Here is a 14,538-nt window from a genome sequence, read left to right as displayed (position 1 = left end):
GTTATTCCTGCGGCGGTGGCGTCACCGCGCGCTTTTTGGGCACAAACTGGCGGAACAGCTCATGGCTCTTCAGCGGCTTACCACCAAGATAGGGTTTTAACGCGATGCGGGTAAAGCGTTTAGCGGCACGCAGTGTGTCAGCATCGGGAAACTCACGCTGGCACAATGCCATCAGCTGACGGCCGGTGAAACTGCGGTTATTGACCACCAGGCTGGCAATAAAGCCCTTCTCTTCGCGATAGCTGTAGGTCATCTCATCGCTGACCTCTTCGCCGCTGCCAGCGCAGTGCAGAAAATCAACGCCATAACCAAGATGGCCCAGCAGCGCCAGCTCGAAACGGCGCAGCGCAGGTTCAGGGGAACCTTCGCCAGCGGCCAGCTGTTGCAGACAGTGAAGATAATCAAAGAAGAGTTCGGAAAACGGCGTTTCCGATTCCAGTACGCGGGCCACCAGCTCATTGACGTAGAGGCCGCAGTAAAGGGTAATGCCCTGCAAAGGCAGTGCCAGCGATACCGCTTCGGCGTTACGCAGCGTTTTCATTTCGCCACGACCGCCCCAGCGTACCAGCAGAGGAGTAAAAGGTTGCAGAGCGCCTTTCAGATTTGAACGCCGGGAACGCGCGCCTTTTGCCAGCACGCGGACCCGACCCTGACCTTCAGTGAACAGGTCAAGGAGCAGACTGGTTTCACTGTAAGGGCGACTGTGCAGAACGAATGCGCGTTGCCAGCCTTCCATTCAGCTCAACTCTCAGAGATCGTCGACGTAGCCCAGGCTGCGCAACGCACGTTCGTCGTCCGCCCAACCAGATTTCACCTTCACCCACAGCTCAAGGTGAACCTTCGCTTCAAACATCTCTTCCATATCTTTACGCGCTTCAATACCGATGGTTTTGATTTTTGAGCCTTTATTACCGATGACCATTTTTTTCTGGCCTTCGCGCTCAACCAAAATCAGACCGTTGATATCGTAACCACCGCGCTCATTGGTAATGAAACGTTCGATCTCAACCGTTACCGAATAAGGCAATTCAGCACCGAGGAAACGCATCAACTTTTCACGGATGATCTCGGACGCCATAAAGCGCTGTGAACGGTCGGTGATGTAATCTTCCGGGAAATGATGGTCGGCAACGCGCAGACGTTTACGAACGATTTGCGCAATGGTATCGACGTTCTTGCCGCTTTCAGCGGAGATCGGCACCATATCCATAAAGTCCATCTGCTGGCTGAGAAACTGCATATGCGGCAGCAGAATCGACTTATCAGTAATATTGTCGACCTTATTGATCGCCAGCAGCACCGGCACTTTGTTATCTTTCAGCTTGTTCAACACCATCTCGTCGTCGGCGGTCCAGCGCGTGCCTTCTACGACAAAAATCACCAGTTCAACGTCACCGATAGAACTGCTGGCCGCGCGGTTCATCAACCGGTTGATGGCGCGTTTTTCTTCCATGTGCAGGCCGGGCGTATCCACGTAGATCGCCTGATAGACGCCTTCGGTATGGATGCCCATGATGCGGTGACGGGTGGTCTGCGGTTTGCGCGAGGTGATCGATACCTTCTGCCCAAGCAGCTGGTTTAACAGCGTCGATTTACCGACGTTGGGGCGGCCGACTATCGCAATAAAACCGCAGTAATTCTCTTGTTCGCTCATTCGAGTCCTAACTTAATCAGCGCCTGTTCGGCCGCTGCCTGTTCAGCTTTACGACGGCTGGAGCCTGTGCCAACCACAGGGTCCGCCATGCCGCTCACCTGACAGTGAATGGTAAATTCCTGATCGTGCGCTTCGCCTCTGACCTGCACCACCAAATACGATGGCAGCGGTAAGTGGCGTCCCTGCAAAAATTCCTGCAGGCGCGTTTTGGGATCTTTTTGTTTGTCACCCGGGCTGATTTCATCCAGCCGTGACTGATACCAGCTGAGGATTAGCCGCTCGACATTCTGAATATCGCTGTCGAGAAAAATGCCGCCAATCAGCGCTTCTACGGTATCGGCGAGAATAGATTCGCGACGGAAACCGCCGCTCTTTAACTCACCAGGCCCGAGGCGAAGACATTCGCCGAGGTCAAACTCTCGTGCCATCTCCGCCAGCGTATTGCCGCGCACCAGCGTGGCGCGCATACGGCTCATATCACCTTCATCCACACGGGGAAAACGGTGATAAAGCGCGTTAGCGATAACGTAGCTGAGAATAGAGTCGCCTAAAAATTCAAGACGCTCATTGTGTTTGCTGCTGGCACTGCGGTGCGTGAGTGCCTGCTGCAACAGATCCTGATGAATAAAAGTGTAGCCCAGTTTACGCTGGAGCTTAGTGATTACGATGGGGTTCATGCGATACCAATTTCTGTCATGCGACTATCTACTCTGCATACGGAACAGGGCTGAAAATCCAACACTAGCAGTTTCGTGTGCAGTGGTTCCCCGAAGGGAACCAACCTTGTTTCTGGCCGTTCAGCACGGACGCAGAATTAATGGATGCCACCGATGCGGCTGAGGCGAACGCCAGTTGGCCATTCTCCCTCTTGCTTCTCGAAACTCATCCAGATTGCGGTGGCTTTACCCACCAGATTTCTTTCCGGTACAAAACCCCAGTAACGGCTGTCCGCGCTGTTATCACGGTTGTCACCCATCATGAAGTAATGTCCCTGCGGCACAATCCACGTCGCCTGCGGCTGACCCGGCTGCTGATAATACATGCTTGCCTGGCTTTGTGCCTGAGTGACCATAAGAATATTGTGCGTCACGTCGCCCAGCGTCTCTTTGCGCGTGGCCAGACGCAGTCCGCCCGGCATGGTTTTATCCTGTGGCATCTGATAAAAACCGTTGCCCGCTTCGTTGCCGCCGTAACCACTGAAGGTCTGGATGAAATCACTTGGCTGAACGTCAGAGTAAGTTACCGCCAGCGCCCGTGTACAGCCGCTGCCCTTGCTGCAATCCGGCGTGATAGTGACCGTTTTGCTGTCGGGATCGTAACTCACTTTGTCACCCGGTAAGCCCACTACGCGTTTGATGTAATCCACGCTCGGATCTTTAGGGTATTTAAATACCGCGACATCGCCACGCTTTGGATGACCAGTGGGAATCAGCGTCGTTTGCGTAATCGGATCTTTAATACCGTAGGCAAACTTCTCTACCAGGATAAAATCACCGATCAGCAGCGTCGGCATCATAGAGCCAGAAGGAATCTGAAACGGCTCATAGATAAACGAACGCACGATAAACACCACGGCCAGCACCGGAAACACCGATGCTGTAGTTTCCACCCAGCCCGGCTGTTTCGCTACGCTGCGCAGCGTTTTATCATTCAGCGCATCACCAGTCTGAGCCTGTGCTAACGCCTGTTTCGCCCGACGTTCTGGTGCCCACTTGAAACGATCGATACACCATACAATGCCGGTGACGAGCGTTGCGATAAACAGAATCAGGGCGAACATGTTTGCCATGGAATTTCCTTATTTGCTGTCTTTACCGACATGCAGAACGGCAAGGAACGCTTCCTGTGGCAACTCAACGTTACCCACCTGCTTCATGCGCTTCTTACCATCTTTCTGCTTCTGCAACAGTTTCTTCTTACGGCTAACGTCGCCACCATAGCATTTGGCAATAACGTTTTTACGCAGCTGTTTCACCGTTGAGCGGGCAATGACGTGGTTGCCAATTGCGGCCTGAATAGCGATATCAAACTGCTGGCGAGGGATCAGATCTTTCATCTTTTCCACCAGCTCGCGACCACGATATTGCGAATTGTCGCGGTGAGTAATCAGCGCCAGCGCATCGACACGCTCGCCGTTAATCAGCACGTCAACACGCACCATGTCAGAGGTTTGAAAACGTTTGAAGTTATAATCGAGCGATGCATAGCCGCGCGATGTTGATTTCAGACGGTCGAAGAAGTCGAGAACCACTTCCGCCATCGGAATCTCATAGGTCAGCGCAACCTGCTTACCGTGATAAACCATGTTGGTCTGCACGCCGCGTTTTTCGATACACAGCGTGATCACGTTGCCGAGGAATTCCTGCGGCATCAACATGTGACACTCCGCAATCGGCTCACGCAGTTCCGCGACGTTGTTAAGCGGCGGCAGCTTGGATGGGCTATCCACATAAACCGTTTCACCCGCGGTGGTTTCAACTTCATAAACCACGGTAGGTGCGGTGGTGATCAGCTCAAGATCGTATTCACGCTCAAGACGTTCCTGAATGATCTCCATGTGCAGCAGACCAAGGAAGCCACAACGGAAACCAAAGCCCAGCGCAGTTGAACTCTCTGGCTCATAGAACAGCGACGCATCGTTCAGGCTTAACTTGCCCAATGCATCACGAAAAGCTTCGTAATCATCTGAGCTAATTGGGAAAAGCCCGGCGTAAACCTGTGGCTTAACCTTTTTAAAGCCCGGCAGCGCTTTGTCTGCAGGATTACGCGATTGCGTTAAGGTATCACCGACGGGGGCGCCCAAAATGTCTTTGATAGCGCAAACCAGCCAGCCAACTTCTCCGCACTTGAGCTCGTTGGTATCGACACGCTTTGGCGTAAAGATGCCCAGACGATCGGCGTTGTAAACCTGGCCGGTGCTCATGACTTTAATTTTGTCGCCTTTGCGCATGGTGCCGTTTTTAATACGCACCAGCGATACCACGCCAAGGTAGTTATCAAACCAGGAGTCGATAATCAGCGCCTGTAGCGGGCCATCTGCATCACCCTGCGGCGGTGGAATATCGCGCACCAAACGTTCCAGCACTTCCGGTACGCCAACGCCGGTTTTAGCCGAGCAGCGCACCGCATCGGTGGCATCGATGCCAACGATATCTTCAATCTCTTCTGCTACGCGCTCAGGGTCGGCTGCTGGCAGGTCGATTTTATTTAAAACCGGCACCACTTCCAGGTCCATTTCCATTGCGGTATAGCAGTTAGCCAGCGTCTGCGCCTCAACGCCCTGCCCGGCATCCACTACCAGCAATGCGCCTTCACACGCCGCCAGTGAGCGGGACACTTCATAAGAGAAGTCGACGTGGCCAGGCGTATCGATGAAGTTGAGCTGATAAACCTGTCCGTCTAACGCTTTATAATCCAGCGTGACGCTTTGCGCTTTAATAGTAATGCCACGCTCGCGCTCCAGATCCATAGAATCCAGAACCTGAGAGGCCATTTCACGTTCGGTCAAACCACCGCAAATTTGAATCAGGCGATCGGAAAGTGTGGATTTGCCGTGATCGATATGGGCGATGATGGAAAAATTTCTTATATGCTTCATTTATATGAATATCTTCGCGTATAAAATCAGTTGAGCATCTGAGCCAGACGCATCTGCGGAGAATGTATATCTCCCGCTATCCTGTCAGCCTCGTTAATGACGACGCATATTACACTGTTAGCGTCCGTCACGAAAGAAAGGAACTTGTCTGTGTACAAGAGATTACGGCAGGTAAGATGAAAAAAGGCTGTTCGACAGCCAGTCTGGCAAGGGAATCGCTAAAGATCACACTTTGCTTTCCACGCGCAGCGCATCCGGCGGCAACGCTATGGACAGAATAACGGGTTGAAACGCCTCGCGGTGTCCCAACCGTAATGACAACCCTTTGGCAACGATAAAGCCCGCCACGCCGCCAAGCAGCGCACCGGTTGCGGCCGCCAGATCGCTGCCAAACAGCATCTGGAACAAGCCCGCCACGGCAAAAAGGCCGACCAGCGGCGTCATATAGACCAGCAGTGCCGAACTCAACAAGCTGCTTTCCCGAATGCCAATCTCAATCCGTTGGCCAGGTGAAAGTGGCTTTTCACTGTTAATTTGCATCACGTGCGCGTTTTTTGGCCCTAACTTATTCAGCATGGCGCTGCCGCAGCCTTTACGCGCTGAGCAGCTGTTGCAGGTTGTTTTGGCTTCGGTGTGCAGCGTGGCGATGCCGTCATGCCAGGCGACAACGGTGGCCCATTCTCTCATCATTGTGGCGTACCTAAGTTGATGCTGTCAGCAATACGTTTTGCCGTCGTCGGCGGAAGCTCGCCTACGACCATAATTTCCTCATTATCGCGTATTTCAATTTGAACGGTACGACGTCCAGTGCGCAATAGCTGCGCAGAACTGCCTTTATCTGCCGGGCTGACGTTTACCGAGAAGCTAAACAGGCCATCTGAATAGAGCCGCGACTCGACTGGCTTGTTAAGCGCCGGCAAGGTACGTCGATTTTGCGACACTTCGCGCATGCCCGCCGGTACCCAGCCAGGCTGCCAGCTGAGCTTCACCGGACCGCTATCCGGCACTGAAAGTGACGGCGGCAAATTAGCCTTTTGTAAGCCCTGCATCAGACCGCGAACGCCCTCATCGACGGCAAAACTTACGACGCGATATTGCTCAAGCGTTTCGCCGTCACGATCGAGCAAATCGATCCGCAGCGGCAGCCGGGTTTCGCTGTCCAGCCAGACAATATAGCTGTAACGCGTGCCGTCCCGGGCAACAATGCGTACCACTTCGCACAGCTGATCGGCGATGCGCGTGCGACCGACCGGCACAAAATCGTAATAGCTGGCCAGCTGTTGGAAATCGGCATAGATCAGCGACGGCAAAGCATCAATAATGTGTTTACCGGGCAGGGAAAAAGGCTCAAGGCCTGGCTCAAAATAGCTAATGTCGTTACCACGTTGGATGATTTCACGACGTGGACCATCCATCTGCAGTAGCTGGGCATAAATTTTATTATCCAGCACGGCATGGCGATAACGCAGTGATTCGATGCCAAGGCGCGAAACGTTGATAAAGGCGAGTTCGTAATTGAGAGACTGGCTGGCCTGTTCCATCTGTTGTAACAACGCCCCGGAAGCAGAAGTTTGCGCCGGGGCGATGGATGGATACAGCAGGCAGCCGGTCAGCAAGCTAACGGCGTACCAGATGTGCTTCATTACTGCTGCTGAATTCCTAATGACTGATTGCCGGGAACCTGCGCCTGAGCCTGCTGTGGCGCATTCTGCTCAAGCTGGAACTGGTTAGAATGCAGACGACGCTGCAACTCATAATCCTGCAGCATCGCATTTACGCGACGACGCTGATCCTGAACCTGCTGATTAGCACTGTTGGTGTCGAATGCATCCGAGGGAACCCCCAGGCTTACCGGCGACGCTTTGCCCATCATCGGCAGCGTGTTAAACACCGGCGCGTCAGAGGCGGAAGCGGCATTATCAGGTTGGTTGTAGTGCTGCACACCAACGATAACTGCCAGCGACACACAAGCTGCAAGGCCGACCTGCGTAATCTGCGCGGCCCATGGGCGCATGCGCTGCAGGAAGGACATCTTCTGCCAGTGGGCAGGTTCTGGCTGCGCTTCAGGGATGATGTGGCTCACCTTATTGACAGGTTCGTCAGCAATTGCTGCCGCTACACGCGCAGAAATGTCGAAATGAAGGACATCACTAACATCACCGCGCATTGTGTCGCGGATCAGATGATAGCTTTCCCAACTTTTTTGCAGTGTAGTGTCTTTAGACAAGGCGGATAAAACTTCGTTATCCAAAGTTTCACCATCCATCAGAGCGGAAAGTTTTTCTTTCTGCATGTCTCAGTACCCTTCCTGTAGCCGTTATCGTTAACGTTGGATAAGCGGTTGAACTTTATTATCGATGGCCTCTCGCGCACGGAAAATACGTGAACGGACCGTTCCTACCGGGCACTCCATGATGACGGCGATCTCTTCATAGCTGAGGCCGTCGAGCTCGCGAAGCGTGATTGCCATACGCAAATCTTCCGGTAGTGACTCAATGGTGCGAAAGACGATCTGTCTCAATTCGTCAGACAACATTAAGTTCTCAGGGTTCGAAATTTCTTTCAGTGCGCCTGCACTTTCAAAGTTTTCCGCTTCAATAGCATCCACATCGCTGGAAGGTGGACGGCGTCCCTGAGCAACCAGATAATTTTTTGCTGTATTGACCGCAATGCGGTAAAGCCAGGTATAAAAAGCGCTGTCGCCACGAAATGATTCTAGCGCACGATAGGCTTTAATGAATGATTCCTGTACCACATCTGGCACATCGCCTGAGGGAACGTAGCGTGAAACCAGGCTCGCCACTTTATGCTGGTATCGGATAACCAGTAAATTGAATGACTTCTGATCTCCCTTCTGCACACGCTCGACGAGAATTTGATCCGTTAATTGCTCGCTCATCCGAGGTAACATCTCCCCAAATTTTTTTCCACGCGCTGGTACCCACCTGTCATTTGATTTTTTGAGCAAGCCTGCGATTAGAGCCAGGTTTAGCGTGTAAGTTCATTTTTGCCACCGTTAATCGTCGCTCACAAGCGTGACATCGTCTGGCGATGCCCGTGCGGCCGAAAATACGTTTAGCCGATTGCTGCGCAGAGTAGCGCATAGAGACCACTTTTTCATCTGTAAATCGCTTATATTGCCTGACATCGCTAGCGCTGACGGTTGTTTACACAACGTAAGCGCGGCACGATGCGCTTGTTTACTCCCTTGACGATGAAAATTGCTTTTTTCCAAAAGCAATTCGACATATGCTCAGCAAACAACCTGTTTAGTAAATTAAACAAAATGACTGATTCTCATCAATACAGCTGTGATGTCCTGATTATTGGCAGCGGTGCGGCTGGCCTTTCCCTGGCGCTAAGAGTTGCAGAAAAACATAAGGTTATCGTGCTTAGCAAAGGTCCGGTTAACGAAGGATCGACGCTGTATGCACAAGGCGGCATCGCCGCAGTGTTTGATGAAAATGACAGTATCGATGCGCACATCGCTGATACGCTGGTTGCCGGTGATGGCATTTGTGATTCTGAAGCCGCCGCGTTCGTGGCGCACAACGCGCGGCATTGCGTGCAATGGCTCATCGATCACGGCGTCATGTTTGATAAAGAGATGCCACTTAACGGCGAAGAGCGTTTTCATCTGACGCGCGAAGGGGGCCATAGCCACCGTCGAATCTTGCACAGCGCGGATGCCACTGGCCATGCAGTGGAAACCACGCTGGTCTCACTGGCGTTAAATCATCCCAATATCCGTCTGCTGGAACGCTTTAATGCCGTTGATTTAATTCTTTCCGACAAGCTGGGCTTGCCGGGTGCCCGACGCGTTACCGGCGCATGGGTCTGGAATCGGGATAGTGAACGCGTTGAAACGTGCAGCGCCCGCGCAGTGATTCTGGCGACTGGCGGCGCAGCAAAAGTTTATCAATATACAACGAATCCCGATGTCGCTTCCGGCGACGGCATCGCGATGGCCTGGCGGGCAGGCTGTCGAATTGCCAACCTGGAATTTAATCAGTTTCACCCAACCTGCCTGTTCCATCCAGAGGCACGCAATTTTTTACTCACCGAAGCACTGCGCGGAGAAGGCGCCTTACTGAAGCGTCCTGATGGCAGCCGTTTCATGCCTGATTTTGATCCGCGTGCAGAGCTGGCGCCACGTGATGTGGTGGCTCGCGCAATCGATCACGAGATGAAACGCCTGGGCGCTGACTGTATGTACCTCGATATCAGCCATCAGCCCGCCGATTTTATTCGCGCGCATTTCCCGATGATTTGTGAAAAATTGCAGACGCTGGGCTTTGATCTGGCGCGCGATGCTATTCCAGTGGTGCCAGCAGCGCACTACACCTGCGGCGGCGTGATGGTTGATCAGCACGGCAGAACCGACGTTGATCAGCTCTATGCCATAGGTGAAGTGAGCTACACCGGTCTGCATGGTGCGAATCGCATGGCCTCGAATTCCCTGCTGGAATGCCTGGTTTATGGCTGGTCAGCCGCAGAAGAGATTGCCCGTAGCCTGCCACCCGCAGAAATCGCCGTCACGCTGCCGGCCTGGGATGAGAGCCGGGTGGATGATTCCGATGAGCGTGTGGTGATTCAGCATAACTGGCATGAGCTACGGTTGTTCATGTGGGATTATGTCGGCATTGTGCGCACTACCAAACGTTTACAGCGGGCGCAGCGGCGCATTGCCATGCTGCAGCAGGAAATCGAGGAATATTATTCACACTTCCGTATCTCCAACAATCTGCTGGAGTTGCGTAATCTGGTTCAGGTGGCTGAACTCATGGTGCGCTGCGCGCTGGAGCGAAAAGAGAGCCGCGGACTGCATTATACGCTGGATTATCCGCTACAGCTGGCGCAAAGCGGTCCAACCATCATCGCGCCAGCGACCTACATAAACAGATAATAATCGCGCGTCAGGCTGCAATACTCTTCTGAATAGCGCTGATCGGGGCCACGAATCACCATGCGCTCCAGCAGCTGTTCGCCTGGCTGTGGTGAAATCGCCAGCATAATGCGATGCGGCAGGCGCTGCGCATTGTCGGCAATATCATTACGAAAACGTAAATGCCAGCCACGCGCTTCTGCCATCAGAACAAAAGCTTCGCCCGCCTGCGCCGGCAGAATCACACAGAAAAACCCCTCTTCTTCAATGAGATTTTCAGCGCAGGTCAGCAGCGTGTGATGATCGAGCGTATCGGTATAACGTGCCGCGGCGCGCTGCGGCGAAGCGCACTCGGTGCCGGGCGCAAAAAAAGGCGGGTTGCTGACAATCAGCGAGTAGCGCTTGTCGCAGCTGGCGGCCCAGTCAACGACGTTACGGTGATAAACCGTCATACGTGCGGCCCACTGCGACTGAGCGACATTGTCGCTGGCCTGCTGTGCCGCCTGCTCGTCCAGTTCAACCGCATCAATGTGGCACTCTTCGCCGGTGCGCTGTGCCAGCATCAGGGCGATCAGTCCGCTGCCGCAGCCGATATCCAGTGCATTTTTGACATTGCTGACCGGCACCCACGCGCCCAGTAATACGGCATCGGTGCCCACTTTCATCGCGCAACGATCGTGAGCGACAAAAAACTGCTTAAAGGTAAAACCATCACGACGTAACTGCGATTTTTGCTGAGACATGTACACTACCTGAAACGGAAACGGCGCTAGCATAGGACAAAGAATCGCAGGTGAAAAGCGATCTGTTATGCACAAACAGATGAAGATCCTGCGCAAAGTGTCTATAATCGGCGCCCCAAACTGAGGTAGACCATGACTGTAACCACTTTTTCCGAACTCGAACTTGATGATAGCCTGCTGGAAGCACTGCAGGACAAAGGCTTTTCGCGCCCTACCGCCATTCAGGCTGCGGCCATTCCACCCGCACTGGAAGGTCGTGACGTTATGGGCTCGGCGCCAACCGGTACCGGAAAAACGGCTGCTTACCTGCTGCCCGTGTTACAGCACCTGATCGACTTCCCGCGTAAAAAATCGGGCCCGCCGCGCGTACTCATTTTGACCCCAACGCGCGAACTGGCGATGCAGGTTGCCGATCAGGCACGCGAACTGGCCAAACACACCCATCTTGATGTCGCCACCATTACCGGCGGCGTGGCTTACATGAACCATGCTGAAGTGTTCAGTGAGAATCAGGATATCGTGGTTGCCACCACCGGCCGCCTGCTGCAATACATTAAAGAAGAGAACTTCGACTGCCGCGCCGTTGAGACACTGATCCTTGATGAAGCCGATCGCATGGTGGATATGGGCTTTGCCAACGATGTCGAAACCATCGCGGGAGAAACTCGCTGGCGTAAGCAAACGCTGCTGTTCTCTGCCACGCTGGAAGGCGAAGCGATTCAGAATTTTGCAGAACGCCTGCTCAACGAGCCGGTGGAAATTGAAGCCGATCCTACCCGCCGCGAACGTAAGAAAATCCAGCAGTGGTATTACCGCGCGGATGACGTTGAGCATAAAACCAAGCTGCTGATTCACCTGCTCAAACAGCCAGACGTCACGCGCTGCATCGTGTTTGTGCGCAAACGCGAACGCCTGCATGAACTGGTTACCTGGCTTCATCAGGCGGGCATCTCCAGTTGTTATCTGGAGGGCGAAATGGTGCAGGCAAAACGTAACGAAGCGATCAAGCGTCTGAGCGAAGGCCGTGCCAACGTGTTAGTAGCAACCGATGTTGCTGCGCGCGGTATCGATATCGAAGAGATCAGCCACGTCTTTAACTTTGATCTGCCACGTACCGCGGATATCTATCTGCACCGTATTGGCCGTACCGGTCGCGCGGGCCGCAAAGGCATTGCGATTTCACTGGTTGAGGCGCATGACAACGTGCTGCTCGGCAAAATCAGCCGTTATGTGCAGGAGCCGTTAAAATCTCGCACAATTGATGAACTGCGGCCTTCAACGCGCCCGCCGAGCGAAAAGCTGAAGGGCAAGCCGTCGAAGAAAGTGCTGGCCAAGCGCAAAGATAAAAAAGAGAAAGAGAAAGAGACCGATAAGCCGCGTGTCAAACTGCGCCATCGCGCCGTGAAGAATATCGGCAAACGCCGCAAACCCAGCGGTAGCGAAACGGCAGAAAAAGGCGAATAATTCATCGCGCCTACAAAAAAACCGCCCTTTCAGGCGGTTTTTTTATTGCTTAAGTCAAGATTATCAGCATCAGCCAGCTGAACAGAAAGCAAAACCTAAAAAGCCTCGTTCTTCAGCAGCATCTCTTGCACCTGGAATAAAAAAACAGCATTTATTCAATGCGATAAAAACAACGTTAGCTGCTTACTTTTCCATCCGCTGCTACATTTTTACAAACTTTCAGTAAAGGTACGCGCAATCACATCGCGCTGCTGTTCAGGCGTTAAAGCATTAAAACGCACCGCATAACCAGAGACACGAATGGTCAACTGTGGGTATTTTTCTGGATGTTTTACGGCATCCTCCAGCGTTTCGCGACGCAACACATTGACGTTTAGATGCTGTCCACCTTCCACCAAAACCTGCGGACGCTGCTCAAGTGGTACTTCCCGGTATTCGATGTTCCCCAGTTCACTGAGTGGCACCAGCTGGTCTTCGCTGTAATCCGCTTTTGCGCAGACACAGCGCGCCTGTTGTGTCTCGTCATCCAACAACCAAAAAGAGTGCAGCAATGCATCATTGCTGGCTTTAGTAATCTGAATTCCACTGATCATACTTGCCTCCAGGCATCAGGCACGGCCAATAACACCGTGCGATAACATCATTAAGACTGCCTGGTATAGCAACATGGGCGGTTGCTATCATTGATGTAAATCAACGCGTAATGAACATGCAGAGGCAGAAGGCATTAAGTCGCTGTTTTTAGTAAAGTCAGGCTATGCTTTTTTACAATCGGTTTTGGCATTGAACACACATGATAAGCTGATTCACTATCTGACTGGAGAGATGTTATGAGTGAACTGACCTGGCACGACGTGCTGGCAGAAGAGAAAGAGCAACCCTACTTTAAAGAGACGCTGGCGCTGGTTGCACAGGAACGGGCAGCAGGAAAAACGGTTTATCCGCCACAGCAGGATGTTTTCAACGCGTTTCGGCTGACCGAACTGGGCCAGGTCAACGTAGTTATTCTGGGGCAGGATCCTTATCATGGTCCGAATCAGGCGCATGGGCTTGCCTTCTCGGTGCGTCCCGGCGTGGCGGTGCCCCCTTCGCTGGTCAACATCTACAAAGAGCTGCAGAGCGAATTCAGCGACTTTGAGCGGCCACAGCACGGTTTTTTAGAAAGCTGGGCAAAACAAGGTGTGCTGCTGTTAAATACGGTACTCACCGTAGAAGCCGGTAAAGCCCATTCGCATGCGCGATTCGGTTGGGAAACCTTTACGGATAATGTAATTGCGGCGATAAACCAGCATCGCGAAGGGGTCGTATTTCTGCTGTGGGGTTCGCATGCTCAGAAAAAAGGCGCGATTATCGATCGGGATCGCCATCATGTGTTGCAGGCTCCCCACCCTTCGCCGCTGTCGGCACATCGCGGCTTTTTAGGCTGTGGTCACTTTGCAACCGCCAACGATATTCTGGCTAAAGCAGGTAAGAAAGCCATCGACTGGCAACCGCAGTTGCCAGCCTGATCGGCTTGCCTTCCTACGCGCGTATTGCGCGTAGGAAGCAAAAGGCGCGTTACGCTTTTGCTTTGGCAACCGCAACCATCGCCGGACGCAGCAGACGGCCATTCAGCGTATAACCACGCTGCATCACCATCATTACGTGGTTAGGTGCTACTTCTTCCGATTCCATCATCGACATCGCCTGGTGGATATCAGGATTGAACGGTACGTTGGTTTCACCCACCACTTCAACGCCATATTTACGAACGGCGTCTAACAGTGATTTCAGCGTCAGCTCAATACCTTCAACCATCGACGTCAGCTCAGGATTGGCTTTATCAGCCACTTCCAGCGCACGTTCAAGGCTGTCGATAACCGGCAACAGCTCGTTGGCAAACTTTTCCAGCGCAAATTTATGGGCTTTCTCAACATCCAGTTCCGTACGACGGCGAACGTTTTCGATTTCTGCCTGCGCACGCAACTGGGCATCCCTTACGCCGTTCTGTAACTGAGCAAGCTCAGCTTCCAGTTGCGCAATGCGCTCGTCGCGCGGATCCGCTTCTGCCGCATTTTCAGTGGCATCATTCTGCTGCTGTTCAAGCTCAACGTCTGTTGCAGCCTGCTCGTTTGGGGTGTTCTGTTCTTTAGTCATGGAAATCTCCGCGTTTTTTCACAATCACTCGCTGGTTGGCTTATTATGGGGATCAGAA

At 53.0% G+C, this 14,538-nt stretch carries 15 protein-coding genes; 3 read left to right on the top strand and 12 right to left on the bottom strand.

The window, feature by feature from the left end; translation table 11 throughout:
• Nucleotide 1: 1 nt before the first annotated feature.
• The 9 genes from recO to rpoE form a co-directional block, all read right to left on the bottom strand.
• The gene (recO, locus tag ACJY2L_RS08005; protein WP_067432955.1) at nt 2–736 is read right to left on the bottom strand and encodes a DNA repair protein RecO; all 735 of its coding nucleotides are present in this window, start codon (nt 734–736) and stop codon (nt 2–4) included.
• A 12-nt stretch (nt 737–748) separates the two neighbouring features.
• On the bottom strand, nt 749–1,654 hold the full coding sequence (gene era, locus ACJY2L_RS08000) for a GTPase Era (RefSeq protein ID WP_067432958.1): 906 nt from the start codon (nt 1,652–1,654) through the stop codon (nt 749–751).
• The gene (gene rnc, locus ACJY2L_RS07995) at nt 1,651–2,331 is read right to left on the bottom strand and encodes a ribonuclease III (RefSeq protein ID WP_067432961.1); all 681 of its coding nucleotides are present in this window, start codon (nt 2,329–2,331) and stop codon (nt 1,651–1,653) included. Before rnc ends, era begins: the two co-directional genes overlap by 4 nt.
• Before the next feature lie 137 nt (nt 2,332–2,468).
• Entirely contained in the window at nt 2,469–3,443 is a 975-nt protein-coding gene (lepB, locus tag ACJY2L_RS07990) for a signal peptidase I (RefSeq protein WP_439212612.1), read from the bottom strand.
• A gap of 9 nt (nt 3,444–3,452) precedes the next feature.
• The gene (gene lepA / locus ACJY2L_RS07985; protein ID WP_067432967.1) at nt 3,453–5,252 is read right to left on the bottom strand and encodes a translation elongation factor 4; all 1,800 of its coding nucleotides are present in this window, start codon (nt 5,250–5,252) and stop codon (nt 3,453–3,455) included.
• A gap of 225 nt (nt 5,253–5,477) precedes the next feature.
• Entirely contained in the window at nt 5,478–5,942 is a 465-nt protein-coding gene (rseC, locus tag ACJY2L_RS07980) for a SoxR-reducing system protein RseC (protein WP_067432970.1), read from the bottom strand.
• Nucleotides 5,939–6,895, bottom strand: a complete 957-nt coding sequence (gene rseB, locus ACJY2L_RS07975; protein ID WP_439212613.1) for a sigma-E factor regulatory protein RseB — start codon at nt 6,893–6,895, stop codon at nt 5,939–5,941. Before rseB ends, rseC begins: the two co-directional genes overlap by 4 nt.
• Entirely contained in the window at nt 6,895–7,545 is a 651-nt protein-coding gene (rseA, locus tag ACJY2L_RS07970) for an anti-sigma-E factor RseA (protein WP_067432976.1), read from the bottom strand. Before rseA ends, rseB begins: the two co-directional genes overlap by 1 nt.
• A 30-nt stretch (nt 7,546–7,575) precedes the next feature.
• Complete coding sequence (rpoE, locus tag ACJY2L_RS07965) at nt 7,576–8,151, bottom strand: RNA polymerase sigma factor RpoE (RefSeq protein ID WP_067432979.1); 576 nt, start codon at nt 8,149–8,151, stop codon at nt 7,576–7,578.
• 387 nt (nt 8,152–8,538) lie between these two features.
• On the opposite strand from rpoE, the gene nadB reads away from it, so the two are divergent.
• The gene (gene nadB / locus ACJY2L_RS07960) at nt 8,539–10,158 is read left to right on the top strand and encodes an L-aspartate oxidase (RefSeq protein WP_439212614.1); all 1,620 of its coding nucleotides are present in this window, start codon (nt 8,539–8,541) and stop codon (nt 10,156–10,158) included.
• Here the strand turns inward: nadB and trmN are convergent.
• Complete coding sequence (gene trmN, locus ACJY2L_RS07955; RefSeq protein WP_439212615.1) at nt 10,143–10,880, bottom strand: tRNA(1)(Val) (adenine(37)-N(6))-methyltransferase TrmN; 738 nt, start codon at nt 10,878–10,880, stop codon at nt 10,143–10,145. The genes nadB and trmN overlap by 16 nt on opposite strands.
• A 132-nt stretch (nt 10,881–11,012) precedes the next feature.
• On the opposite strand from trmN, the gene srmB reads away from it, so the two are divergent.
• Nucleotides 11,013–12,344 carry an ATP-dependent RNA helicase SrmB gene (gene srmB, locus ACJY2L_RS07950; RefSeq protein ID WP_067432987.1) on the top strand — a complete coding sequence of 444 codons (1,332 nt, stop codon included), beginning with the start codon at nt 11,013–11,015 and terminating at the stop codon, nt 12,342–12,344.
• 209 nt (nt 12,345–12,553) lie between these two features.
• On the opposite strand, the gene grcA is transcribed toward srmB, so the two are convergent.
• Nucleotides 12,554–12,937: an autonomous glycyl radical cofactor GrcA gene (grcA, locus tag ACJY2L_RS07945; protein WP_067432989.1), complete on the bottom strand. Its 384-nt coding sequence runs from the start codon at nt 12,935–12,937 to the stop codon at nt 12,554–12,556.
• A 237-nt stretch (nt 12,938–13,174) separates the two neighbouring features.
• Here grcA and ung point away from each other — a divergent pair, with 237 nt between their 5' ends.
• Entirely contained in the window at nt 13,175–13,852 is a 678-nt protein-coding gene (gene ung / locus ACJY2L_RS07940) for a uracil-DNA glycosylase (protein ID WP_067432991.1), read from the top strand.
• A 49-nt stretch (nt 13,853–13,901) separates the two neighbouring features.
• On the opposite strand, the gene grpE is transcribed toward ung, so the two are convergent.
• Nucleotides 13,902–14,480: a nucleotide exchange factor GrpE gene (gene grpE, locus ACJY2L_RS07935; RefSeq protein WP_067432995.1), complete on the bottom strand. Its 579-nt coding sequence runs from the start codon at nt 14,478–14,480 to the stop codon at nt 13,902–13,904.
• Nucleotides 14,481–14,538: the final 58 nt, after the last annotated feature.

It is taken from the genome of Duffyella sp. Ts4, assembly GCF_051851875.1.
In the GTDB taxonomy this organism is placed as follows: Bacteria; Pseudomonadota; Gammaproteobacteria; order Enterobacterales; family Enterobacteriaceae; genus Duffyella; species Duffyella gerundensis.
The sequence above is the reverse complement of the archived record's forward strand: the minus strand, read 5'-3'. Positions and strand labels throughout refer to the sequence as shown.